Genomic DNA, 24584 nt, shown 5'->3' with positions numbered 1-24584 from the left:
CTGTATCGGTTACTTGCTTTTCCCCCCTTAACCAAGACAGTTTGGCCTGCTCCTCACTCTTCATAACTCACAAACAGTGGTATACTCCGGCCCTGTGTGATTGAGCTCACGCCAAAATGAGTGTCTCTTGACCGACCTAGAAATCGCGCAATCCGTCACCTCTCGCCCCATTCTCGATATCGGGGCTCAACTCGGGATCCGTGCCGAAGAGCTGACCTGTTATGGACGGGATAAGGCAAAGGTCTCGCCGGAGATTTTGGCCCGTCTCCACACTACCTCCAAGGGACATTATGTCCTTGTCACTGCGATCAATCCTACACCTCTGGGCGAGGGAAAAACGACGACGTCGATTGGTCTGGCTATGGGGCTAACCCGGCTCGGGCATCGTACCGCTCTTACGCTGCGCCAGCCGTCGCTCGGCCCGGTATTCGGAGTGAAGGGCGGTGGTACCGGTGGCGGGCATGCCCAAGTCATTCCGATGGAGGAAATCAACCTTCACCTGACCGGAGACGCCCATGCGGTGGCTGCCAGTCATAATCTGCTCTCTGCATTCGTGGACAATCATCTGTTTCATGGAAATCGGCTCTTGATTGATCCACAAAAGATCACTTGGCCGCGAACGCTGAATGTCAACGATCGGGCACTTCGAGAGATCGTATTAGGAGAGGGGACAGGTAGCCGCGCAGGCCAATTTGTCATTACCGAGGCATCTGAGATCATGGCGGTCTTGGCCCTTGCAAAGGATCGGCGAGATCTTCGGGAGCGTCTTAGTCGCATCGTCGTCGGATTGACGACGTCTGGAAAGCCGGTCAGAGCTGAGGAACTTGGGTGTGTAGGGGCGATGGAGGTCCTGCTGAAGGATGCGTTGAAGCCCAATTTGGTTCAAACATTGGAAGGGACTCCTGCATTTGTGCATACAGGACCATTCGGGAATATTGCCCACGGTAATTGCTCGATCATCTCTGACGCGATTGCGTTGCGATGTGCCGAGTTTGTTGTTACGGAGGCAGGGTTCGGGAGTGATCTTGGGGCGGAGAAGTTTTTTAACATCAAGTGCCGGGTTTCGGGGAATTCACCAGCAGTGGCGGTGGTCGTTGCGACCCTGCGGGCATTGAAACTTCATGGCGGAGGAGGTGTGGCAAAAGCAGGTGTGCCATTGCCCACAAGTCTCACGGGGCCGAACCAGGAAGCCTTATCAAAAGGCATCGCCAATTTGGAGCAACATGTGGCCAATGTGCGGGCACATGGGGTACCAGTGGTTGTCGCGGTGAATGCCTTCAAAGACGATCCACAGGATGAATTGGACTGGGTGCGTGAGCAATCGATGAAGATGGGAGCCATAGATGCCGCCGTCTCAGCTCATTGGACGGATGGAGGCAAGGGGGCCGAGCAGCTTGCAGTCGCTGTGGCGAAAGCAGTCCAAACGCCAGGGCAGTTCAGGCATCTCTATGACGTGTCCTTGCCGATCAAGAAAAAGATCGAAACCATTGCCACGACCATGTACGGAGCGGACGGGGTTCGATTCGAGCCGGAGGCTGAACGTCAAATAGATAGGGCTGAAGCGTTAGGGTATGGGAACTTGCCGGTCTGTATGGCCAAGACCCCTCTCTCACTTTCACACGACTCGACACTCAAGGGGAGACCGAAAGGGTTTATCGTTCCGATCAAAGAGCTTCGAATCCTGGCCGGGGCCGGATTTGTAACAGCCGTCTGTTCAGGGATTCAGTTGATGCCAGGGTTACCAAAGAAACCGGCCGGTGAGCGGATCAGCTTGGATGCGACCAGTGGAAAAATCGTAGGACTTTCGTAGCAACTCAGCGCTGCTTCAAGTACCGAAAGAACTCGGAATCCGGGCTCATGACCAGCGTAGAACCGTCCTTGAACGCGCTCTTGTAGGCTTCCATTGAACGGGTAAACTCGAAGAACTTCAGGTCCTGGCGGTAGGCGTCGGCGTAGATGCGAAACGCCTTGGCGTCGCCGCCTCCCCGAAGCTCCTCCGACTCTTTGTAGGCCTGGGCGAGAATGATCTCCCGGTCTTTTTCCGCTTCCGATCGAATCTTCTGCGCTTCTTCTGCGCCTTCCGCTCGATATTGTTTCGCTTGGCGTTCGCGTTCCGCCTGCATCCGTGCAAACACGGCTTTCTCGTTCTGTTCCGGCAAATCGGCGCGCTTGATCCGCACATCCTGAATATCGATGCCGTACCCCGCCGCCTTTTCCTTCGCGCGTTCGGTGACGACCCGCATGATATCCGCTCTCGTGCTCGACACGATCTCGAGGAGCTCATGCCGGCCTAATTCCACGCGGAGTTCGGAATAGATGATATCGTGCAGGCGTTGGAGCGCGCCGCGCTGGCTCTGGAAGTTTTGATACACCTTGAGCGGGTCGACGATGCGCCATTTTGCAAAGTTATCCAACAAGAGGGTCTTCTTGTCCGAGGTAATGACGTCCTGGGCGTTCGAATCATAATCCAACAGCCGCTTGTCGAAGTAGGTGACCTCTTGGACGAAGGGGACCTTCATGTAGAGGCCCGGTTCGGTGATGTTCCGAACGGGTTTCCCCAGCTGGACCACGATCGCGGTCTGGATGACGTCCACGACGAAGAGCGGCGAAGCCCCGAGGACAAACAACGCGAGAATCGCGGCCACGACGGTCAGCACCAACCCCTGCTTGGTCATGGCCGAGCTCCTCTCGATTTCAGTGTGGGCGAGGGTTCTGGCCGGGATTCTTCACTCTCCAGCTGCGAGCTGGCCTTTGCCCCACTGGCTGCGGTCAGCTTCGAGCGGCGATCCAACGGGAGATACGGGAGCAGGCGCTCGCCCCCTTTCCCATCGATGATGATCTTCTCCATATTGGGGAGGATTTCCTCCATCGTTTCGATATAAATCCGTTTGCTGATGACATCCTTCGATTGGTTGTACTCTTTGAGCGTGGCCAGAAAGCGATTGGCCTCACCTTGCGAGCGATTGACGCGGGCCTGGGCAAACCCCTTGGCACGGTTGACGAGCTCCGCCGCTTCACCCTTGGCCCTCGGGATAATGTCGTTGCGGTATCCCTGCGCCTGATTGATGAGCTTTTCCCGGTCTTCCTTGGCGTTGGTCACGTCTTTGAACGCGGCGGCGACCGCTTCCGGCGGATCCACGTCTTGCAGCTGGACTGCCGCAATCTGCACCCCGGAGTGGTACTGATCCAGGATCGTCTGTAACAGCGTCATCGTGTCTTGCTGAATCACCGCCTTGCCGGTGGTCAGGGCTTCGTCGATCTTACTTTTGCCCACCACTTCCCGCATGGAGGCTTCGGCCGCCTTGCCGATGGTCTCATGGATATCCGCGACGTTGAACAAGAACTCACCGGCTTCTTTGATCTTGTACTGTACGATAAACTCGATCGCCAGAATGTTCATATCGCCGGTCAACATCAAGGCTTCTTGCGGCACCATTTGCTGGCGACCCTGCTGGCTGGTGCGGAAGCCGACTTCGACCCGGTAGAGTTTCGCGACCTTGGGCTGCAGGACGGTCTCAGCGAACGGGATCTTGAAATGAGGCCCTGGCTCGACCGTTCGAACCGGCACCCCAAATCGCTTGACGACCCCCTCTTCGTCCGGCGCGACGATAAACACCGCCTGCCAAATGAACAGGATCACTACCGCAGCAATGACAAGATTTAAGATTCCGCCGGAAGGTAAGAGGCTTTTGAACCCACCGGGGGGAAAGAGATCTTTGAGCTGAGATTGGGCCTGCTTGAGCGCGTCCTCAAGCGGATCGGGCTTCTTGCCCCACGGATCTTTTGGGTCCCAGACCATTCGGCAATGTCCAAATCCAATGGATGGTGAAATAACCGCGTTGCACCATAGCAGAGTGTAGCCAGGAGTGACAAGTCCAGATAGACCCGCAAGCAAGAGAGCAGAGATGAAGCGATGTGATCGATTCCAGAGGGATGCAGACTAACGGATGTAGATCCTCAGCCACTGATCGGGGCCTGCCCCGTTATGGCTGGCCTTTCGGATCCGAAGCGGGAATTTCTCTCTGTAGTTGCTCAACCTGCTTCTGTAACCGCTCCATCCGCTTATTCTGTTCAGAAAGCTGATCTCTCAGTCCTTGATTTGTACCGGAAAGCTCTTGCAATTGACGTTGCAGCTCCTCTGGTGAGGGACTTACCTGAGGCCGTTCTGGTGATGTTGAGGGGAGACGAGGAATCGGTGGCTCAGTTCTGTCTTGTATTGTATTTGTAGACGAAGTTGTTCCCTTTCGAGCCAACAGCTCTTTCACGACGAGCGAAATGTGAACCCCTTCAAAGGGCACCCATCGTGGCTCCTCGAGGCTTGCTACCGTTGCTGCTCGAGCTGGACCCCCGATCCCTAGCCGCATACCCTTGGTATCGCGGATATCTTTATAATCCCCTCCCCCGGTGTCCGTGCGAATGACCGAGGAATGGTCATTCACAACCACGTGGAGATAGGACCCGCGAAAGAACAAGGATCCCGCTGTTCGCTCTTCACTATATGTCACATCCGGTTTCGGTAATGAGAAAGTCACTCGTTCATCAGGCTTCGCTTCTCGTAAGGCATTGGCCAGCTGTTCGGAGATCCTCGATAACTCCGCAGGAGTAAAAAGGGGAACCGGCTGCGGCTTCATTATCAAGCCGGTAAGCGTACCACTGTACCCGCTGACCTGAATGGGCTGAAGAAGCGATTCAATCTCATGCGGCGTCAGGTCCTGGGGATGATTATTTAAAACAAGCTGATGTGAGCGGGCGATTGTGGGATCGTCTTCCAGTCCGATGTGAATGCCGGCTTGGTTGTACACCACCCGATCATTGTTCAAAAAGCTACACCCAGTTAGACCGGTGATGACTGTGATGAGCAACCACAGGCTGAACGCGCTCCAAGTCAACAGAGAGTGTAATGCGACGAGCGGGCTCTCTGAGGGCGTTGTAGGCATCGTCCGAATCCGACCGCAAAGCGGAAGAACCATGGGCTGTTTACACATATGTGCCCTCTCAAGTGTTACGCCTTGCCCTTCGCGGCGCGGATCGCTTACCAAGTTTTTGCTCACCTGTGGGGAGACAGTTTATACGACGTTCCTGCACTGTTCTAGGATTGGTGTCACACATCTCCCTCATCAGACGATATGGCATCGCTACATGAACCGCACCTGCCACTGGAAGAAAAACGCATTTTGGGCAAAGGGGTCCGTGCCAGCATTAAGAGGAATGCCAGGTCCCAACCCCGAATGGTGCCGAAACTCATAGTTGAACTGCACTTTGGACTGCATCTTCGGAGGGAAGTTTTCAAAATAGTAGGTCAGGCCAGCGATGTGCCTGGTATAGAGATCATTCGACTGTCTGGTGTTAGGATCGAACTCCTCATACATGTAGACCGGCTCAAAGTTCTCAAGAGGTCCTTCCGTGAAGAGATACTTCGCCAGGATGTACCAGGTGCGTCGCTGGACCCCTGGGGCATGAGAGCCGCCGCACGTATCAAGGCAAGCCCCATTCGCGGCAGTCCCCACCGTAGTCGCATTCGACCCGTCATGCCCCTGCCAATATTCTCCATATGTCGTAAAACCCGGGAGAAACTTCGGGCTCCAGCGAGCATCGATCCCATACCGATCGAAATGCCCCTTGCCACGCCCATTGATGAAGGTCCCGGCGTTATTTGAGGTCCCTTGAATCATGGTGAAACTGACAAACGAGACATCGTCGCCAAAGAGCCGGAGTCGCATGTATACCGCTTTCGGCTGATTGGCTCCTCCAATTCCTGACGTGTTACTGACGATGCCGTTAGCCTGATAGTTGTTATTATTCATGATTCCAACCACGTACTCCAGCCGGTTCATGATTTTTCCACGTGCATCGACAAAGTAATCGCGTTCCTGAAGAAATTCGATGGCGCCACCCGTCCCATTCTGGTTTTGTCCCGGCCCCCCTCCACCACCTACTCCATTCAGATAAGGTGAACTGATGATATCCCGTAGTCCCCCGGACGTTTCCGTAAAGATACCGAATGGCATTCGGAAGATCCCCATCCTGGTCATATTCAGGTTTGGTGCCCATGATTGGATGGGGCGAACATCGATGTAGGCTTCTCGAAAGAAGGTCCCCACAGACGTTGTGGAGGCTCCGGTGAGGGGAGTGTTGTTGGTATTACCGGTACTTTGGAATTCCATCAGCATGTGCCAACGAGGAAGGTAGTCGCTCAATTTTCCCCAGAACAGTACTTCAGCGCGGCGAACGGAGAAACTGTCCTGACTTCTTCCTTCCGGAACATTAGCATTGACGTGTCCATACAGAAATTGCAACGCGTTGAGACCGAAATTGACCTTGTCCCGTAGGAGCGGCAGGACTTCGGTTTTGCTCTTCCAGTCCTCCAAAGTATCCACGCGTCGGGTGTATTCAACAGCTCGATATTCTTGTTCCGCCTGTATTTTGAGCCATTCGTCCTTTGTAATGGTTCCCTTCTGGAGCAGGAGATCTTCAAGTGAGATCCCGCCGGGCAGCTTTTGGGCGGCAGGCGGTGGACCTTGCTTTTCCTGTACGGAGTCAGTTCGCTGAGCAATGTCCGTTTGAGCCTGAGATGAAACTTGGTTCATCGGAGCTTCCTGTGCCATCGTGACGGAAACGACGCTCAATACAGCAACGACCATCACATGAAGCGCATGCCACATTCTGTACAACCCTCTCATGCAAGATCCTCCTGAGTAGAAAATCGATACGGCTTCAAGCCTGAAGGCTAGCCGCTTTCATTGGACGTTTGGGGGATTTCTTGATTGCACGTTTCCTGTAGATATACCTAGTGCCACGGCTCGGCTTTCGCTTTGGGTAGGTGATAAGGGGAACAATCCGGCTTTTAGGATCGTAGCTTCCCCCTCATGACTCATCAGAAACGCAAGAAATTCTTTGACCGTATCAGGCAACGATGCTTTGGGTAATTTGTCAATGTAGAGGTGCAAGACTTGTTGCAGTGGATAAGTGTGATCAGCCACGGTCTCGGGAGTCGGCATGACAAACGGCACTCCAGTTTTTTCCGCAATCGGAACCGCTCGCACATTCGATGTGTATAAGCCCAATCCACTGTAACCGATCCCTGTCGGGGTGCGATCAATGGTTAAGGCGACAGATGCAGCCCCAGGATGTTCCCGGACGTTTCCGTTGAAATCTCCTCCACCTAGGCCCTGCTCCTGAATGGTCGCCCGTGCTTCGGACTGGTGGTCACGTCCATGAAGTTGGATCGCAGCCTCTTTCCAGCCGTCGGCCAAGCCAAGTTGCCCCCATTGAGAAATAGACGCTGTCGCCCCTCGTTTCCGAGTCGAGGAGAACAAGGCATCGACTTGGTCCAGTGTAAGCCCCACGAGCGGATTTTCTTTGTGCACGTACAATGCAACCGCATCAACGGCCACAGGCACAATGGTCGGTTGATAGCCATGTTGTGCGATGAATTCTTTGACCTCAGTCTCAGAGAGCTGGTGTGTAGTAGCAAGCAGTTGAAAGCTGGAGGCCCGATCGTCGATCATTCTGATCTTGCCGGTTTTGTGAAGAGGTGGCTGCAGAAATTCGGCGACTGCTTTGGAGCTTCCCTTTCTGACGTCAATGTGCATCTTTGGCTGGAATTTCTGAAAATCAATGGCAATGCGAGTGAGCAGGGGATACAACGCTTCCGAACATTGTACTTTGAACCCACCAGAGACGTGGCTTTTTGACTCGTAATGAGCGAGTCCAGAACTCACATTCAAGGTAGTGAGGGGGTCGCTGTGCTCGGCCGACGCATGCTCAACAAAGCTGACAAGGTGAAACGCAGCGAGCAGAGTACATCCTAGTGCGAATATTTTCCGAGATTGGTGCATTATATTTCCCTCCCTCAAGGTAGCTCGTGACAGTGGGTTCCGTTGTCTTGTCTAAAATTGTTGATGCCCCATGATTTACCCTCGCATCCCGCTGACATACGCGGCGGTCAATGGATCACGAGGGTCTTCAAAGATTTGCTTGGCTGGGCCTGCTTCGATGAGCCGGCCCGCTCCGTTGTGAACCCAGAACAGGGCGGCATCGTTCGCGATACGGCGCGCTTGAGCCAGGTTGTGCGTGACGATCAGAATCGTGTAGCGTCCACGGAGCCTGACAATGAGATCCTCAACGATGCCGCTGGAAATCGGATCGAGGGCGCTGCAGGGCTCATCCATCAGCAGCATCTCCGGGGAAAGCGCCAAAGCTCTGGCAATACAGAGGCGTTGTTGTTGGCCGCCGGACAAAGCCAATGCGGGCGAATCCAGCCGATCCTTGACCTCATCCCAGAGCCCGACATCCCGTAAGGCGGTTTCGATGGCAGTGCTGAGCTGTGTCCGATCGCGCATGCCATGCTCACGCAGCGGGAACTCAAGGTTTCTTCGGATCGACAGAGGGAATGGGTTCGGCTTCTGGAAGATCATGCCGATGCGGCGGCGGAGTCGGATGACATCGGTCTGAGGCGCTAACACATCAAGCGTGTCGATCGTGATCCGTCCAGAGACCAGACATGCGGGGATCAGATCGGTAAGGCGGTTCAGGCAGGTGAGGAAGCTGGTCTTCCCGCATCCCGATGGTCCCACAAGAGCTGTAATGCATCCCTTGCTGATCGACAAAGTCACGTCTTGAAACGCTGACTTCTCCCCGTAATACAAACTGAGACGATCCACATCAACGAAGGGGTGAGGTTTGCAGCAAGCAGGTTCCGTATTGGAAGGATGCTGCTGGCGCTGTTCTGCGAATGGTTCGATCGGTATCATACGGACACGATCTTTCGGTGAAGCCCAACGGTTGCCAGCCATGACGCGGTGCTGTTGATCAGGAGCAGTAGGACAACTAGAACCAGTGCGGAGCCATAGGCGTTGGCGTCCCCTCCGGAGACATTCACGGACAGATCAAAAATATGAATGGAGAGTGCGCGACCGGAATCAAGAAGCGACTCCGGCATCCGATCCACGTAACCGCTGGTGAAAATGAGCGCTGCAGTTTCGGCAATCGCCCTGCCAACTCCAAGAACCAGGCCAACTATAAGGCCAGGTACTGCTGCGGGTAGTAGGAGGTGAAGGAGTGTCGTCGTGCGTGAGAGCCCAAGCGCGGCAGCGGATAGCCGGTAGTTGGCTGGAACGGCGCGGAATCCTTCCTCAGTTGATCGAATCAAAATAGGCAGCACCATACAGGCCAACGTCAACCCACCGGACAGGATCGAGAAGCCGAGGCCAAGCGTCTTGCAAAAAAACGCGTTGCCGAAAAGGCCGAATACAATCGACGGTACACCGGCCAGGACATCGAGGCTCCGGCGAGTCATCCGCCCGAACAGACCTTGGTCCGAGGTAAATTCGGCGAGGAGGACGGCGGTGCCGACACCGATGGGGAGGGATACGGCAAGGCAGACGCCCAGAATCAAGAATGTCGAAACCAGAATCGGGCCGATCCCGCCCCGTCGTCCGGCGTTTTCCGGCGGGGCAGTCAGAAACGTCCAAGAGAGACGACTCAGTCCGTGCCAGAGAATGTCTCCTAACAGCCAGCAGAAGGTGGCGGTCACAACGGCCGCCGCTCCCCACACAAGGACGAATGCCAACCTTTCACGAGGATTCTGCGATCGGCTCAGTGTCTTAACCATAGATTCTCCCACGGCTGATCCATTCGGCGGCGATTGCCAGGGCGACGATCATGGCCATTAAGACGAGTCCGCTGACGAACAGCGCCGCGCGATGGTCGCCGAGCGCATAGGCCATTTCCAGGGCGATATTGGCGGTCAACGTACGAATCGGGTCGAAGAGACTGGAAGGAGTCTGGACGACATTCCCACAGACCATCAAGATCGCCATGGTTTCCCCGATGGCTCGTCCTGTTTCCAAAATCACGCCGGTGAACAATCCCGACTTTGCCGCTGGAAATACCACGCTTCGAATCGTCGCCCATCGTGGAAGTCCCAAGGCTGCCGCCCCGCGCAAATACTGTTGCGGTACGTTGGCAAGGCTGGCATCGGCCATCAAGGCGATGGTGGGCAGGATCATGATCGTGAGGATAAGGATGCCCGCCAAGAGACTGGGCCCTGGAGGGTGGATCTCGCCAAGCATCGGGACCAGCACCACGAGTCCCCAGAATCCGTAGACAACGGATGGGATGCCGGCGAGTAGCTCAATGAGGCGTCGATAGAGTCTGCCAAGAGAGACGGGTGCGTAATAGTGGCAGAAAACGGCTGAGAGAATGCCCAAGGGTGTGGCGATCAACACAGAACCAGCCATGGCGAACAAGGTGCCCCATAGCATGGGCGTGAGATTATAGAAGCCCTCGGCCGGGTGCCAAGACGGGTCCGTAAAGAATCGAAGCAGGCCGATTCCCTGAAGGACAGGAAGTGCCTCCATGATCAGAAACGTGACGATGAGTATGACGATCGTGCCGGCAACGGCGGCAAGAACACGCAAGAACCAGCAGAGGCAGTCGTCAGTTGACCAATGGGACAAAGTATTGCTGTGCAATGATGTCATGGACGGCTTTGGACTGAGCATAGTCGATAAAGGCTTTGGTTAATCCGGCCGGCTGAGTTCGTGTGACAATGTGGAGTGGGCGAGAAATCGGAAAGGTTCCGTTCCGCACTGTCTCAGTAGAGGCAGCCACCCCTCCGGCCGGGAGCAGCTTAATCGGCACGCCTTGTGATTCATCATATTCAGCTGTTCCGATGGAGACATATCCGATTGCGTTGCGATTACCCGCGACAGTCTTGACGCCTTGCTCGTTGTCGCCGATCACCACCTGCGCTTTGACGTCCGCATTCTTCAGTTTGAAGTAGTGTAAGAAGACTTCCAGTGTCGATCGGCCTTCGGCCTTGTTGACGACAGTGATGGGAGCGTCTTTCCCACCGACGTCTTTCCAATTGGTGATCTTGCCCGTATAGATCGCGATCACTTGTTCGTCGGTAAGGGACTGGACGGGATTGTCTTTGTGCAGAATGATTCCCACGCCATCGCGCGCCACCGGAAAAGCATGCAGATCCTTCTCCTCGTCTTTCATCGCGCGCGAGACCATGCCGATATCGGCGAGTCCCTGGCGCGCATCGGCGACACCGCGAGAGGAGCCGCCGGTCTGAACATCCACACGCACGTTGGGGGAGAGACTCTCAAAGCGCTTGCCGATCTCGCTGATCAGCGGGGCGAGGGTGCTGGCACCCGTGACCACGAGTTTGCCGGACAGCTGATCAGTTCCGGTCGTTTGGGCTATTGCGGTTGCTGGTATTCCCCACAGTGCAAGCAACAGGACCGCAGGGATCAAGGCGCCGTTCTTTTGGCGGTAAAGATCAAGATATCGATACATCAACACATCTCCATATCTTAGATAAGATTAATTGTTATGTAACGGTTCCACCACAGGATGACCCAGAACCGGCCGTGCAGCCGTAGCAATGGTTGCGTGTCACGATTCGGCGGTGCTGAAGCTGAGCCGGATCGAAGTCACGGATATGCGACGGTGCGCCATGGTCGACCGTCAGCTCCAGCATCTGGTTGAAGTCACAATCGTACAGCCTTCCGTCCCAGCCGATCGACAGGGTCGAGCGACACATGACGCCGGCGGCGGCAGCGGGATTGAATGCATGAGCCAGGCGCGTCATGTATTGCTCGTAGTTGCCGCTTTCGATCAGGAATTCCAGGAACCGGCTGATGGGCATGTTGGTGATGGTGTAGAGCCGGTTGAACTCAATGCCGTGTTTAGTCCGTAGCTCCTTCTTGAATTGAGTTTCAATGGCGTCTTGTCTTGGAGGCAGGAACGCGCCGACTGGATTGTAGACCAGGTTCAAGACCAGGCCGCTGTTTGGTCGACCGTAACCAAGTCGGTTTAAGAGCCGAAGCCCCTCCAATGACTTCTCAAAGATTCCCTCGCCTCGTTGCGCATCGGTTTGAGAGGCTTGGTAGGACGGCAATGACGCGATGATTTCGACCTGATGATGGGCCAAGAATTCTGCCAAGTCAGCTTGTGAGGGAAGCAGTAACACAGACAGATTGCAACGATCCATGATGTGGCGCCCGAGTCTGTGGGATTGTTCAACGAGCCACCGAAAATGCGGATTGAGTTCCGGCGCACCGCCCGTGATATCCACCGTCGGAATGTCGGTCCTGGCCAGAGCCTTCATGCAGTGCTCTGCTGTTTCTAAGGACATAGTTTCAGAACGATCAGGACCGGCATCGACATGGCAATGGCGACAGGTCTGATTGCAGAGTTTGCCGACATTGATCTGGAAGACCGTGATCCCTGTGGAGTACAGAGGAAATAGGCCGACTCGATCAAGCTGAGTCTGAAAAGAGAGGTGCGGGTTTGGCTGTTCCAGTACCTTGAGCTGTTCAGCGGCGGAGGCCAGAGGATTGTGCTGCCCCGGTAAAGTCAGCGGCATATCGGTTCCAAGCAGACGACTGGAATCTTCTCACTACATAACGGTCATCAGTGCGCACGGACGATCGTCATCAAGGCCGACTCAGGAAATCGCAATTCGCAACAACCAAAATCCAGGGCCTGTCCTTGCCCGTTTGCGAGAGCACGCTGAATCTCGGGCGTCACTCTGTAGCACACCTGTTTGCCGCACCGGTGGCCTTCAACCAGGCTGGAGTCTCGCAAAATGCGGAGGTGATGGGAGGCATGAGGCTGAGAGCACCCCAGCTCTTGCACGAGATCCGTCACACACTTTTCACCGACGAGCAAGGATTCCAAGATGCGCAGTCGGGTTTCATCACCCAGGGCCCTGAGAATCGACGCGCATTGGCGTGGAGTGAGTACGTTGGCATTGATGGCGCGCTTCATCAACAGCAGCTTCCGTCAGGTGAACAGGTGACAGCTTCACCGCCCACAGGTTCACCGGCACGATTCAGAATGACGAAATGGGGCTGATAGCCATTGGTCTCTAGAACTGCCACCGTCTTGGAGCAAATCTCCAGCGGTTCCCCTCGGCGATAGACATGGTGATCGTCATCGACTGCTTCAACGAAGGGACCGGCCAGCAGCGCATAATGACCTTGCCAGGTGCAAGGAGCATCGGCGGGGAGGACGGCGCTCCAACGCGGATCGCGGTTGTCCAGTGTCACCGGTTCGGTCGTCAGAAGGAAGTGTTCAGAAAGGGAAGGCACGCTCAACAGTCGTGCCTCATCCGGTGTGATCGATTGTGGAATCCCACGGTGATAGGTCATACCTCGTTCATCCACAAGTCGGCTGAAGGGGCCTCGAAGCGTGGCGTACCGAACCGAAGAGGCGGTTGTTGCCGGAGGCAGTTTGTAGCCGGTCAAGGTAACAGAGAAAAAGTGGAGGCCGTCGATCACGCGCCAGGGTGAAAACTTGACGAGGTGGATGCCGAGAAACCCAGCTTCCGTCATGCCCGTCATATAGGCCGTGAGCGTTAAGGCGCCGGAGAGGCAATCGCCCCATTTCTGGGTGTCGTGGACGAGGTACTGCGGCACGGTTTGGTCCGATACGATGTCGGAGATCGTGAATCGCCCGCCGGGTTTGGCCACCCGGTACATTTCGCGAAACACCTTCCGCTTGTCCGGCGCCAGGTTGATCACGCAATTTGAGATGATGAGGTCGATCGTGCCGTCCTCGACCGGCATCGCATCGGCCAGGCCTTTTCGGAATTCCACATTCGAATTGGAATAGCCAAGGTTTGCCGCCACGACAGACGCATTCTTGCGGGCGATCTCCAACATAGTATCCGTCATGTCGATGCCGATCACGCGTCCGGTAGGACCAACCAGCCGAGAGGCTTCAAAACAGTCGATGCCACCTCCCGACCCGATGTCTAAGACCGTCTCGCCCGCACGTACGGTTTTAAGTCCGGCCGGTGTGCCGCAGCCATAGGAGATCCTCAGGACTTCTTCGGGAATGAAGGTTTTGAGGTGCCCCATGTCGTAGCTGGTGGGGCAACACATCTGCTCGCCGGTATTGGCGGCTTTTGCATAGCGTTCGCTGACTTTCTGGGTGATTGCATCGGTGGGCATGCCAGGCCTCGTAGGATTGTCTGGATGATATGAAGCTGGCTCTATGTACCAATCTTCAGCTGCGAGGTCAATCGGGACATGTGGTTCGGTTACCTGTGCTGAAGTCGACAGCTGCCACGCTGTTCACTCAGATAAGTCGACTTCCAGAAGAAAACCTTACAGGAGGCTTATCGCGAAGGTAGAACTGAGGAAGGAGTTTTTGATTTCACAAGGTGATCAGGCAGAAGTAGCTGTTGGTCTCGGGCTGTCGGAGGGGTGTTTGGTCGCTCATCATAGTGGGAGGCTGAGTTCAGACACTTTTCGCAGGGCTTCCACCAAGGTCAGGTCAAAGTTCAAACGATAGAGGTTGGCTTGAAGGGCCTCAAGCGTTTCTCCGTGCGCCCAGTGGTCGGGGAAGTTCGGCAGATAGCCCAGCCACTGCTTCTCTTCATCCAAGTAGTAGCACTTGATCGCTTGCATCGGTACTCCATCCTTCCGTTGAGCGGACGGTTCGTCACCGTACGGGCTCATTCCAATACGCGATTTCGTATCAGCCAACCAGCCTTTCCGAGAGCATCTCCCTGGCCGCGTTCATACGACGCACAAGCTTGTGACACGTTCTGCAGAAAACAAGATCATGGGAAATCGAAGTTCGTGGTCCTCAATGGTTGCTGATCATCGCAAACATCAGCTCTTCAACTCGTGCACGGCGCTTGCTCTGTGCGCGCGACATGGGGCGAGGCAGGGTAGGGGTGTGACTATGGGCGTGACCGTGAGACTGATGGGACTCTTTCGTATCGGACTGCTGATAGGGGCCTTGATCTTGGACGAGTTCAGATTCTTGATGCTGGCCCGTGAGCTCTTGGTGCAGCTGCCACAGCTTCACTTGCAGTTCTTCGAATGACTCACCCTGGACTTCGTACTCGGGGTAGCCTTCCAGGTAGCCGCGCCAGCCGTTGTCGTCTTGCCAGAGAATGTATTTGGAGGAACGCATTTGGAAAGTATAGCCGGACATTTTATATGCGCAAGTGAAGACGGAAAACAGAATTGAGCGGTGTCGATTGGTGTAAATATTAAGAAAACCAACGCGTTGGAGCGTTGACGTACCTGTGGTCTTCGGCTCTCTGGCTAACTATTTTTCGATGAGCCACGCTCATCGAAAAGCGACCTTGGGGAATCAGGTGACTCAACGCTTGATATGTGGATCGCTAAACGTTCTGATGATGTTTCTTTATGAAGTGTCCGTTGATTTCTGTGCGGTGTGGAATAGCCTGAGACATCCGCATGAAGGAGTTGTAACGCCAGTCCTGCGTAGTCCCATGGTGGGACTCTACTCAGTCATCGCCATGAGGACTTGCGGGTCTGAGCCGGTGAATCCTGACAACACCGGAGGCTGTTTTGCCCAAGGTCTATAGGGAATGGGTTCGAACAGCCAGATCCCACTTCAGTCAACAACGAGTCTCCGTAGATCACGAGATCACGGGGTGTTGAGGACCTCTATGCTGGTCGCCTGGAGCCTCACTTTCCGTGGATGATCGCTACGAAATACGTTTACTACGGCGATCACCCGTACATGATCCCCGTTCTTTGGCAACCCCAAGGCGGCAGAGGGCTTACATGCCCCTAAGACTTCTGTGGGTATCGTGCTTCCAGTTTCATCATCCAACGTGAAGGTGCTGGTGCCATAGACGACGCAACCCTGTCGATCCATTCCAGGAGGATGAATTGACATATTCTTGACTACCCCTTCAATCGTTACCGTATGACGCTGATAACTGCCTGCATCAGGTGATAAGAGGGTTTGAATCGAGACCTGTTCGGATGCTGAAGCAGGAAGCGAGCTTGTGCAGAGCAGTAAACCAAGTGTGAGGAAGCCGCACGTCAACCTTGACATAAGTAACCCCTCCTTCTCGCCTAATCGATTCGACGATGCGAGTTTATCAAAAGAGGCGTGGACGCTTGAAAACTTCAGAATACTGTAACCGTCCAAGACCTCCCTGCAAAACCTTTGTTGAAATCAATAGCAGGGAGTAAGTGAATCAAGGTGTTTCTGTTTCTAGAGCCTTGTGCGTAAAGGCGTTGGATTGCAAGGCCTATGTCGTATTCGCCCCCTGTTGTTGCGCACGACCAATCGATGCTAGTGGCCACCTATTGACCCTAGTGGATTTTTTACAATTGCGTAGCTGGTGGTACACTTGACGGCGGTGGGTCATGGAATCAAGGCGAATTTTGATCATGCGACGTTTCATGATGGTGAGTTCCTGTCTGTGCGGCATATTGACCGCTTTCTTCTGTGTGGGCGTGGGCGCTGTTCTTAGCGCAGAGATTGAATTGCCAGAAGGTCCTGTTGTGATGTTTGAACCGCCGTCGGGTTTCCAGGCCTCTGTAGTGCGAGATCCTGCCGCTAATAGCCATGTCATCAAGTTTGTGCACTACGAGCGGCCTGGAGTGAAAGATTTTTCGTTCACGGTGTTTGTTGAGAATGCTGAGAAGGCAAGGCATCGCGCGGAGGGCTTCGGAGATGAACTAATAGTTGATCTGTGTGCGGGACTGAATTCAGGATCCGCAGAAGGTATCGTGTCCATCCAGAAATCTCAGGTGGAGCGTAACGTCTGGTACTGCTCTGCAACCGATGCCAGGCTCCAAAGCAAGGCAAACCTACCGCCTGGAACCTATCGCCATCGTTCTATCGCTTATTCGCAGTATGAGGGTTACGGCTTCATGGCAATCGGGCATTCACAGTCTGTGAACGATCAGCTGTATCAGGATTTTCTGTACATGATGCGCCGGGTCACGGCCCGTGGGGCTTTTACCGTGAGGCGATAGGCAGGCCAAGGAAGCACCAGAGGAGGAGAAATATGAAGCGGTGTCTGTGTCTGGGGTTGGTCCTGGTGAGCACGAGCGCGTTTGCTGAACCACAGATTGTGACGATTCCAACTCAGGGTTGGCATCTGGTTGTAGAAGCGCCGCCACTAACGAGTTCTGAAAGCACGACCGTCGGCGGACGTTTCAGCTATACCGGGGCAGATGGTAATAGCGGGATTACGTTTAGCATCCACACCGAGGATGCGAGGGGAGGCTCGCATAAAGAGTGTCGGGACGAGTACTGGAAGAGAACCCAAGCCAGTCCCTATATCATCAAGGGGTCCGCAGAGCTCTTCGAAACACCCGCTCTTCTTGGAGTGACCTATCGATCGGAGGGGGAGTACAAAGGGAAACGGTTTGCTTTAGTGAATTCACACGGCTACTTTGTTAAAAATGGGAAATGCGTGGATCTCCATGTGTCGCAGATTCCGTATTCTCCGGAAGGCATAGAAGCAGTCGAGAGGATTGTTCGTACATCTAAGATACTTCAATAGGGGGATCCATTCGGTCTGTATTACGGTGAGTAGTTAGAGAATTGTGGAATCATTGAATTGGACAGGCCTCACATTCACGCACAACATCCTTAAGAGCACCGCATATTCCAATCCGAACTGCAACACCCAGACGAGGCCAGATCACCTTTTGCTGGTCTCCGACGGGCGAGATAGCTTCAAGCCTCACGACCAAACATGGGTATTCAGTGACTCACTGATACAGGGAGAGAGATGAAGAACTACCCTGCTCTTTCCTCGCCATAGTTAGATTTTCATCCTCCTCGCGGGTCAGGCGAAACGTTTGCGGCGATCGGTTGTCGCTTTGCGAGAAAAAGTCGACAAGAACAACGTTGACGGTTACATTTCGAAACAGGTGTTCAGAATTTCTGATTGACTCAGCTACTCACGCCAACAAAGGAGCTACATGATGATGCCGACTCACACACCGACCGATGAAGAGTTGAAGAATCAGGTGATCAGGCAAGTGCTGGCGGGAGATACGGCGGGAGCGCAACAGACGGCGAACGAGATTGTGGACACACGATATCTGCGAGACGCCTGGCAGATGATGCTCTTCGTCGAGTCGGAACGGGGGAATGTGCAGGCTGTGAAAGACACGATTCTTTCCTGTCCCGATCCGTCACTATTAGCCAGTCATTTCTATCTGGAGCTTCCGCAACTCTTTCTCAAAGCCGGAGATCGCTCCGGGGCCGTTGAGATTGCGAAGGCGATGGGCAACGCGGGGGTCCTCCCGCTCATCGGCATCGCCGCTCATATGGCACAAGACGGAGATATGTTCGGGGCTCACGACGCACTCTCCCACATCGAGGATGAAGATCTACGAGCCATGATTCTCGGCAAGGTGATTGCTTATCAGCCGAGGATTCAGCGACTTGATGGAATCAATCAAGTCGAAGACCAGGCTGCGGAGGACGATTCACTGGCAGCCTGACCATTCCTCCATCGATATCGCTCTGCTCAGTGGGCTCTCGTCCTATTCCTCAGGACGGCTTTCCCCGAGGGTATGCAGCGACTGCCGACAGGGATCTGTTCACTCCCGGTTTTTGTCCGACCAGCTCGACTTGCCTATAACTGCTCATCTATACTCCCTTCTCGCGTGGTCTTGATCACTATCCTATCCCTCTGATTTGCCTCCCCGTGAATGATCTGACTCGACAGCTCAAGGAACGGTTCGGGTTTTCGGCATTCCGACTTGGTCAGGAAGAAGTCATTCGCGCCGTGTTGGCCGGGCGCGATGTCATGGCGGTCATGCCGACGGGGCAGGGCAAATCCCTCTGCTACCAACTGCCGGCGACCATTCTGCCGGGACTGACGCTGGTCATCTCGCCGCTCATCGCGTTGATGCAGGATCAGGTGACGGCCATGAAGCAGCGCAAGATCGCGGTTGCGGCGTTTCACTCCGGACTCACTGGGCTGGAAAAGAGTCTCGTACTGGAGGATCTCCAACAGCGGCGCGTGCAACTGCTCTATCTTGCACCGGAACGGATGCAGCATGAAGGATTTCTCCGCCTGTTACGGACTCTCTGGGTCTCGTTATTGGTCGTCGATGAAGCGCACTGCATTTCCCAGTGGGGCCATGATTTCAGACCCGACTATCTGAAGATCGGCCGGCTGCGCCAGGAACTTACGAATCCGCCCTGCCTGGCCTTGACGGCGACGGCCACGGCGCGTGTGCAGACGGATGTGTGCCGGCGGCTGTCGCTTCAGGATCCGTTCCGACTGGTCGCCGGATTTCGGCGGAAGAATTTGGCGTTCTCGGTGCATCACTGTCAGAACCTCCGGGACAAACTTGACCGCGTGGACCGACTAGTTCGCGAGACTGGGGCTGGTACCATCCTCATCTATGGCGCGACCCGTCGGACGGTGGAGGAGGTGGCGGCGTGGCTGGGGCAATCTCATCCGTCGGTCGGCTACTACCATGCGGGTCTGTCCGATGACGCCCGGCGTCTGGTGCATCAGGATTTTCGCCGAGGGGCCGTAAGAATCCTCGTGGCGACGAATGCCTTCGGGATGGGGATTGATAAGCCGGATGTCCGACTGGTCGTCCATTTCGACATTCCAGGAAGCGTAGAGGCCTATTACCAGGAGGCCGGCCGCGCAGGACGGGACGGCCTACCGGCGGCCTGTGTGTTGCTGTTCCATGAACGGGATGTGGCCACGCAGGAATATTTCATTTCGCAGGCATCCAAGGATTCCGACGGCGCTGAACGTGCGGGACGCATGACGACGCTCTTACAAGAATTACTGGGGTATGTGTCAGCCTCAACCTGCCGGCAGCTCGCGATTCTGGAATATTTTAGTGATCAGGCTGAGATCGCCCTGGGCCGGTGCGGCCTCTGTGACCGCTGTGTGACGCCGGCACGACAACCAAGCCGGAAGGTTGTTCCTCAAGGGCATGCGATCGCACAGGCCATCCTGGATACCGTGGCCTGGTGCGGAGGGCGGTTCGGGTTGGGGCGGATCGTCGATATTCTTCGCGGAAGCCGCTCGAAGGTGCTTGCGGCGTGCGGTGTCGCGGACTGTCCGACCTACGGTGTTTGTCGAACGGAGACGAAGCTGTCCGTCACAAGCCATGTGAAAGCGATGGTGAGTTCCGGATACCTGCGTATAGAAGGGATGGAGTACCCGACGCTTGAGGTGACGTCCATCGGACGGGAGGTGCTGCAAGGGCTTCGTACGGTTGAACTGGAACAAGGGGAAGACACTTCATCTCGCGGGCCAGGACAAAAGCCGCGTCGCTTGGATGCTGTACCTACGGGTACTCCTGTGCCATTGCTGCCGGATCGGCAGCTTGTTGAACGGTTGCGACAACTCCGCTCGGAACTGGCCGAGGAAGAGGGTGTGGCCCCGTTTCTCATTTTTCACGACAAGACGTTGAAGGCCATCGCCGGTTCCAAACCGGAGACGCGAGCAGCGTTATTGGAGATTCCAGGCATCGGCGAGATGAAAGCAGAACGATACGGCCGGCGAGTCTTGGCGGTGATCAATGAAGGATGAAGGTCTTGTGGAGTGATTGACTGAGGAGGAGTCGACTTTTAGCGAATGCAGTGCCGGACGGGGAGGCAGGGATGTCCCCACCTCCCCATGAGGCTTCAGTGGGCGACAGTTCTAGTCTCTGTCGTCCCGATCGTCGTCCTCGTTCTCCAGTCCAGGGCGGTTGCTGTCGTCCAGCGGTGTTCCGGCCGTGCCCTGGAAGTAGGTGAGGGCCTTCCGCCAGGCCTGCTTCCCGATCTTTTTCCCCATCTTGCGGGACTGGATATCGCCGTCTATAAAGTGGATGCCACCGTACCGGCGTGAAATACCTGCCTCTGCTGCGGCATCACTGAATGTGCGCCATTGCAACGTAATATCCGAGACTGGAACCAATCCTGGCTCCACCCGTGAAGTGCCGGCCTGAATGGTCACAGAGTTGCCAAATCGATCACTTCCCGTGAAGAGCTTGAGGACTTTCGCAGCAGAACCACTGAAAATGCTATGGCCTGAAACATATTCCGGGAAGGGAGGGGTGACGATCGTGGTGGCCTGGTAGGGCTGCCAGCTAGCACCATCAATCAACCGAGTCCCGAGGCCAGGGCCGGCCCAAGCTTGTACTTGTTGTCCGGTAAAGAGAAAGTGGATGGCGCTCACCGGACGGACATAGTCATAGACGCGCTTGAAATGCCAGGAGGAGACACTGGCATCCAACACGGCGTTTGTCATGGCGAAAAACATCTTCGCGTCTTGGTCCAGGGTATGGTGGTCCCGACCTGAAACGAACTCGGCAAACAATGCCCAGTGGCCAGGTGGCAGCTCGGAACTTGGCCCATCAGCCCAATACTCGGCAATAACTTTTTGCCGATCCGTCAGATTCGCGCTGTAGTCCAAGACCTGTTGAGCCTGTTTCAGGTATTGGGCTGCATCCTTGGGATAGAAATTCGGATCCTTCGGCGCGAATTGGTCAGGCTGTTTCAACGCGAATGGAATGACGTGCCCCCAGTGAGGCGTGATGAACTTCTGAATCACAAATCCGCCGTGTCCGTCACTCACACGAAGAGGTTGCCATCGGTTTGGGTCGTTAATGTGGTCAGGATCGTTCACTGATACATAGTTGGTGTAATCAGTGTAGGGGCCTGGATGGAGATCCCCCAATTGATTGGAGCCGTCCTGGTGCCGATAGTCCAGCACCGCTTGGCACGCCACATTCCCGACTCCTGAAGGGGTGCTCACATTGGTGGAGGTGTCAGTAGAGTCGTACCCCAGTTGAGTCATCACGGTGTTGAACTTGAGGACTTCTGTCGGGAACAGATCGACGAGCGCTCGGTAGGCCGCAAAGCTCATGGCCTTCTGTTTGTTTGCCGGAGTTCGTTCCGACACCGGTTGGCGTAATGTCCCGCCGAGTCTCGTTCCAACGGCAACCGAGTCATATGCAGCCCATGCGTCGTAGATACAAGTGTGCGTGACTGCCAGCATCCTGGCCACAATCGGCGGACCGGGATGTGTATCCCGAATGGCTTGGAGTGCTGCCTTATCCCAAGTCACGACGACCGTATCGTCGGCATGGGCGACAGGAAGCAGGCCCATCGCTGTAAGCGATAGAGCCGCGGTAAGCAGACACACCCGAAATCGCGGTTTCTCCATGAACACACCTCCTAAGAATAAGAAATGGTTATGAGAACTAGCTGGAGTCTGTTGCTAGGCGCAGCCTAGAACGGCCTGGTGTAAAGCAAGAGTAATGCCGAACGTCATTCGGTCTCTGGGGAACGTCTCCTGCAAAATCTTCCATGATTTCAACGGGACAATCGTTGTTTGGCGTTGCAGTGCCCGCGTCGCCACATTATTAGGTATCCTTTTAGATACAAGGTGTACCTATTTGGATCTTGTCGGCGGTAGAAACGATGCACAGCTCTAACAGTTTTCTGTTGAGACTGAGGAGTCGGGGCTCGGTGAGTCTGGGAACTTCGTAATAGGATTTCTGTGAAGGTCAGTATTCTGGCGAACGCAGTCGAGGATTGTTGATTTGGTCAGAGGAGCAAAAAGTACGGAGCCCGGGGCGGTGGTAAACACCACCGCCCCGGGCCCGTTACGACGCTACGTATGCCAGAGTGTCAGATTCAGGCGAATCCATCACTCGGGCTACTGGGGATCCTCCTCTGGGCACTGTTCAACAGGTGCCCCAATCGGATTCCGCTGCTCCTTTGTAAGCTGATCACAGAAGCTCTTGGGAAGTTTCTGCACCCAGCCGTTGTAAACATTGGGCACCGGCATGATGCCTTGGCCGCCCTGGCCCTTGTTCCCTGCGATCTTATCGTCATTTGGTACGGTGTCGTTTGCCAGAACAACGGCTCCCGCAATTTCTGCATCATCCACCTTGCCGTCACCGTTCGGGTCATAATCCAAGACGATCAAACGGTTGGCGAACTTGCTGGTGATATAGGCGTAGTACCCACCTTTGGAATTTTTGGCCGAAGGCTCCTTTGCTCCAAAGTTCACCCCGTGGCAGCCTGGATCGCAGGGGATGAGCCGCACAAGGGTATCGGTTGCCGTATCCACAATAGAAATGGTGGCACCCAGGGTATTACCCGTAATCGCAAATTTTCCATCCGGACTGACGGGAACTTGCACTGGGAATCCACCGATCAATCCATCCACGCAACCGGCACCGCATCCGGTTTTCGGGTCATAGCCTTCGAGCAAGCTAATGTCTTTGATTTTCTCCCCCGGCGCATAGGGACCGGCGCCTTTGAGTCCACCAGTGCCCGTATAGTTCGTCAGGGGGTTCGGGCCATTCATCACGGAGATCGATTGACCTAAATAGTTCGTGACGTAATATTTACTCGAATCCGGCATAATACCGCTCGCGATGGACACCGCGCCGGTCTCATTCTTGGACACCACTTGGCCGGTAGCCAAGCCGGTAAAGTTGTACATCGTTGAGTCTGCCGAATTGGAGTTGGGCGTGACCATATGTTTACCGTCGAATCCCATCCAATGTGCATGCGGCTGGGTTTGCTTTGTTGGCTTGTTCGGATCCTGCATCGAGATGAGCCGATTGATCTCAAGCTTTCCGTCTGCCAACCGATTCAATTCCAGCACTCCATCATCACCGTTACACCCAGTATGTACTTGCTGCGTATCGACACGGGTCATGACGTGAGCTGGGTCATGACACTTAATCCCCTTGCTTGTGACCTCAGGTCCATTGACGAGATCCAGCTCTTGGATAAGTGCCCCAGTCTCAGGATTGATCACATAGAGGCTATTGCCTTGCCATTCCGTTTGATAGAGTTCTTTTTGATCGTGGCTGGGCCAGATGTTGTGGCCGTTATTCATCTTCTGATCAGGCAGCCCAACCTTTCGTGCAAGTTCCCAAGTGCTAGCCGACAGTTTGGTCATCGTGCCGGGATAGTCCGGCCCCTTCTTCTCGGTTAGCTCAAACTGAGTATCGACCCACACGTCACCGACACCCTTAACTGTGGGCTTTTTTGTCGCACTTGCAGCAATGGGGCCTCCGGGGAATGCATCCTGGAGCGCTGCATTCAGATCGTCAACCACGGTACCGCCTGTGACGACTACCGGTACTGGGGGATAGGCCGGGTTATAGGCCGTCTTTGTGTAGTCCTTCCAATTGGACGGTTCGGTCACGATGAAAAATGCACGTAACGCTCGCAGTCCGAGATCAGAAAAACTGTCAAAGGTGAGGTTCGCGGGATCTGTCACCTCTCGCTTGATGAGTAACGTGAGCTTCTCACCGATATCAAAGGCTGGATCACCCTTGGCTGTCTTGGTATTTGGATCATCAACCACAACCGCCCCGAGCATGTAGGGGTGCAGCTTGCAAACGTAAACATACAAGCCCGGCGTCTTCAACGTCACACTATGATTGTCCTGATTTGCCGACGCTTGGTCGATCCTCTCGTTTACCGAGGCCGTAGACGGCCAGATCAGGCTTGTTACGGTGTGCTTGCTTTCGGCAACCTTCACACCGTTAATCTCTTGCCAGAAATTAATCTTGGCGCCAGGGGGAACGATCGCCAGGGAGCGAGTCGCCTTATTTGGGTTGGTCATGCCATCAAGATCGAAGAAATGCCCCGGGATATCCGTCACTTTAAAGTCGACTGTGGCAGTAGGCGTAGGTGCAGGCGCGGGCCCTGCCGCAGGCGTCGCGGGATCGTCTCCTGAACAACCGGCTACTCCTGCCGCCAGGCAGAGAGCAGCGCCTAAACTAGGGCCTGTTAACACTACTGACACTGTTTATGCGATACTACGCACATGGAAC

22 protein-coding genes are annotated in these 24584 nt (G+C 55.0%); 5 read left to right on the top strand and 17 right to left on the bottom strand.

Annotated features, from left to right (window positions below; translation table 11 throughout):
- Positions 1 to 127 precede the first annotated feature (127 nt).
- On the top strand, positions 128 to 1810 hold the full coding sequence (locus ACMTNU_RS14145; protein WP_413935909.1) for a formate--tetrahydrofolate ligase: 1683 nt from the start codon (positions 128 to 130) through the stop codon (positions 1808 to 1810).
- 4 nt (positions 1811 to 1814) lie between these two features.
- On the opposite strand, the gene hflC is transcribed toward ACMTNU_RS14145, so the two are convergent.
- The 15 genes from hflC to ACMTNU_RS14070 all read right to left on the bottom strand — a co-directional run bounded on the left by hflC (position 1815) and on the right by ACMTNU_RS14070 (position 15843).
- A complete protein-coding gene (gene hflC, locus ACMTNU_RS14140; RefSeq protein ID WP_413935908.1) occupies positions 1815 to 2675 on the bottom strand; it encodes a protease modulator HflC in 861 nt (286 codons plus the stop codon).
- Positions 2672 to 3799 (bottom strand): FtsH protease activity modulator HflK, encoded by a 1128-nt coding sequence (hflK, locus tag ACMTNU_RS14135; protein ID WP_413935907.1) that lies wholly within the window; start codon positions 3797 to 3799, stop codon positions 2672 to 2674. The genes hflC and hflK overlap by 4 nt, the downstream gene beginning before the upstream one ends.
- 184 nt (positions 3800 to 3983) lie before the next feature.
- The gene (locus ACMTNU_RS14130) at positions 3984 to 4937 is read right to left on the bottom strand and encodes a hypothetical protein (protein WP_413935906.1); all 954 of its coding nucleotides are present in this window, start codon (positions 4935 to 4937) and stop codon (positions 3984 to 3986) included.
- Positions 4938 to 5135: 198 nt separating this feature from the next.
- Positions 5136 to 6680: a hypothetical protein gene (locus ACMTNU_RS14125; RefSeq protein ID WP_413935904.1), complete on the bottom strand. Its 1545-nt coding sequence runs from the start codon at positions 6678 to 6680 to the stop codon at positions 5136 to 5138.
- Positions 6681 to 6737: 57 nt separating this feature from the next.
- Positions 6738 to 7838 carry a PstS family phosphate ABC transporter substrate-binding protein gene (locus tag ACMTNU_RS14120; RefSeq protein ID WP_413935903.1) on the bottom strand — a complete coding sequence of 367 codons (1101 nt, stop codon included), beginning with the start codon at positions 7836 to 7838 and terminating at the stop codon, positions 6738 to 6740.
- Positions 7839 to 7913: 75 nt separating this feature from the next.
- Entirely contained in the window at positions 7914 to 8753 is an 840-nt protein-coding gene (locus tag ACMTNU_RS14115) for a phosphate ABC transporter ATP-binding protein (RefSeq protein ID WP_413935902.1), read from the bottom strand.
- Complete coding sequence (pstA, locus tag ACMTNU_RS14110; protein ID WP_413935901.1) at positions 8750 to 9613, bottom strand: phosphate ABC transporter permease PstA; 864 nt, start codon at positions 9611 to 9613, stop codon at positions 8750 to 8752. The genes ACMTNU_RS14115 and pstA overlap by 4 nt, the downstream gene beginning before the upstream one ends.
- Positions 9606 to 10484: a phosphate ABC transporter permease subunit PstC gene (gene pstC, locus ACMTNU_RS14105; protein ID WP_413935900.1), complete on the bottom strand. Its 879-nt coding sequence runs from the start codon at positions 10482 to 10484 to the stop codon at positions 9606 to 9608. Before pstC ends, pstA begins: the two co-directional genes overlap by 8 nt.
- Positions 10441 to 11307, bottom strand: coding sequence for a phosphate ABC transporter substrate-binding protein (locus ACMTNU_RS14100; RefSeq protein WP_413935899.1), 867 nt, complete (start codon positions 11305 to 11307; stop codon positions 10441 to 10443). Before ACMTNU_RS14100 ends, pstC begins: the two co-directional genes overlap by 44 nt.
- Before the next feature lie 34 nt (positions 11308 to 11341).
- On the bottom strand, positions 11342 to 12379 hold the full coding sequence (arsS, locus tag ACMTNU_RS14095; RefSeq protein WP_413935898.1) for an arsenosugar biosynthesis radical SAM (seleno)protein ArsS: 1038 nt from the start codon (positions 12377 to 12379) through the stop codon (positions 11342 to 11344).
- Positions 12380 to 12426: 47 nt separating this feature from the next.
- On the bottom strand, positions 12427 to 12783 hold the full coding sequence (locus ACMTNU_RS14090; RefSeq protein ID WP_413935897.1) for an ArsR/SmtB family transcription factor: 357 nt from the start codon (positions 12781 to 12783) through the stop codon (positions 12427 to 12429).
- Positions 12783 to 13970: a methyltransferase domain-containing protein gene (locus ACMTNU_RS14085; protein WP_413935896.1), complete on the bottom strand. Its 1188-nt coding sequence runs from the start codon at positions 13968 to 13970 to the stop codon at positions 12783 to 12785. The genes ACMTNU_RS14090 and ACMTNU_RS14085 overlap by 1 nt, the downstream gene beginning before the upstream one ends.
- Positions 13971 to 14240: 270 nt before the next feature.
- A complete protein-coding gene (locus ACMTNU_RS14080) occupies positions 14241 to 14429 on the bottom strand; it encodes a type II toxin-antitoxin system HicB family antitoxin (RefSeq protein ID WP_143838799.1) in 189 nt (62 codons plus the stop codon).
- A 181-nt stretch (positions 14430 to 14610) separates the two neighbouring features.
- Positions 14611 to 14964 (bottom strand): hypothetical protein, encoded by a 354-nt coding sequence (locus ACMTNU_RS14075; protein WP_413935895.1) that lies wholly within the window; start codon positions 14962 to 14964, stop codon positions 14611 to 14613.
- 462 nt (positions 14965 to 15426) lie between these two features.
- Positions 15427 to 15843 carry an OB-fold nucleic acid binding domain-containing protein gene (locus ACMTNU_RS14070; protein WP_413935894.1) on the bottom strand — a complete coding sequence of 139 codons (417 nt, stop codon included), beginning with the start codon at positions 15841 to 15843 and terminating at the stop codon, positions 15427 to 15429.
- 341 nt (positions 15844 to 16184) lie between these two features.
- Between ACMTNU_RS14070 and ACMTNU_RS14065 the strand changes: the two genes are divergently transcribed.
- The 4 genes from ACMTNU_RS14065 (at position 16185) to ACMTNU_RS14050 (ending at position 20326) form a co-directional block, all read left to right on the top strand.
- Complete coding sequence (locus tag ACMTNU_RS14065) at positions 16185 to 16775, top strand: hypothetical protein (protein WP_413935893.1); 591 nt, start codon at positions 16185 to 16187, stop codon at positions 16773 to 16775.
- A gap of 32 nt (positions 16776 to 16807) precedes the next feature.
- Entirely contained in the window at positions 16808 to 17308 is a 501-nt protein-coding gene (locus ACMTNU_RS14060; protein WP_413935892.1) for a hypothetical protein, read from the top strand.
- Between the two features lie 424 nt (positions 17309 to 17732).
- Entirely contained in the window at positions 17733 to 18260 is a 528-nt protein-coding gene (locus ACMTNU_RS14055; protein ID WP_413935890.1) for a hypothetical protein, read from the top strand.
- Between the two features lie 206 nt (positions 18261 to 18466).
- Complete coding sequence (locus ACMTNU_RS14050) at positions 18467 to 20326, top strand: RecQ family ATP-dependent DNA helicase (RefSeq protein WP_413935889.1); 1860 nt, start codon at positions 18467 to 18469, stop codon at positions 20324 to 20326.
- A gap of 111 nt (positions 20327 to 20437) precedes the next feature.
- Here the strand turns inward: ACMTNU_RS14050 and ACMTNU_RS14045 are convergent, their stop codons facing one another.
- On the bottom strand, positions 20438 to 21946 hold the full coding sequence (locus tag ACMTNU_RS14045) for a vanadium-dependent haloperoxidase (protein WP_413935888.1): 1509 nt from the start codon (positions 21944 to 21946) through the stop codon (positions 20438 to 20440).
- 495 nt (positions 21947 to 22441) lie between these two features.
- Positions 22442 to 24556 carry a copper oxidase gene (locus ACMTNU_RS14040; protein WP_413935887.1) on the bottom strand — a complete coding sequence of 705 codons (2115 nt, stop codon included), beginning with the start codon at positions 24554 to 24556 and terminating at the stop codon, positions 22442 to 22444.
- Positions 24557 to 24584 lie beyond the last annotated feature (28 nt).

Source organism: Nitrospira sp. BLG_1 (assembly GCF_047338595.1).
Taxonomy (GTDB): domain Bacteria; phylum Nitrospirota; class Nitrospiria; order Nitrospirales; family Nitrospiraceae; genus Nitrospira_D.
This window is presented reverse-complemented; position numbering and strand designations above follow the sequence as displayed.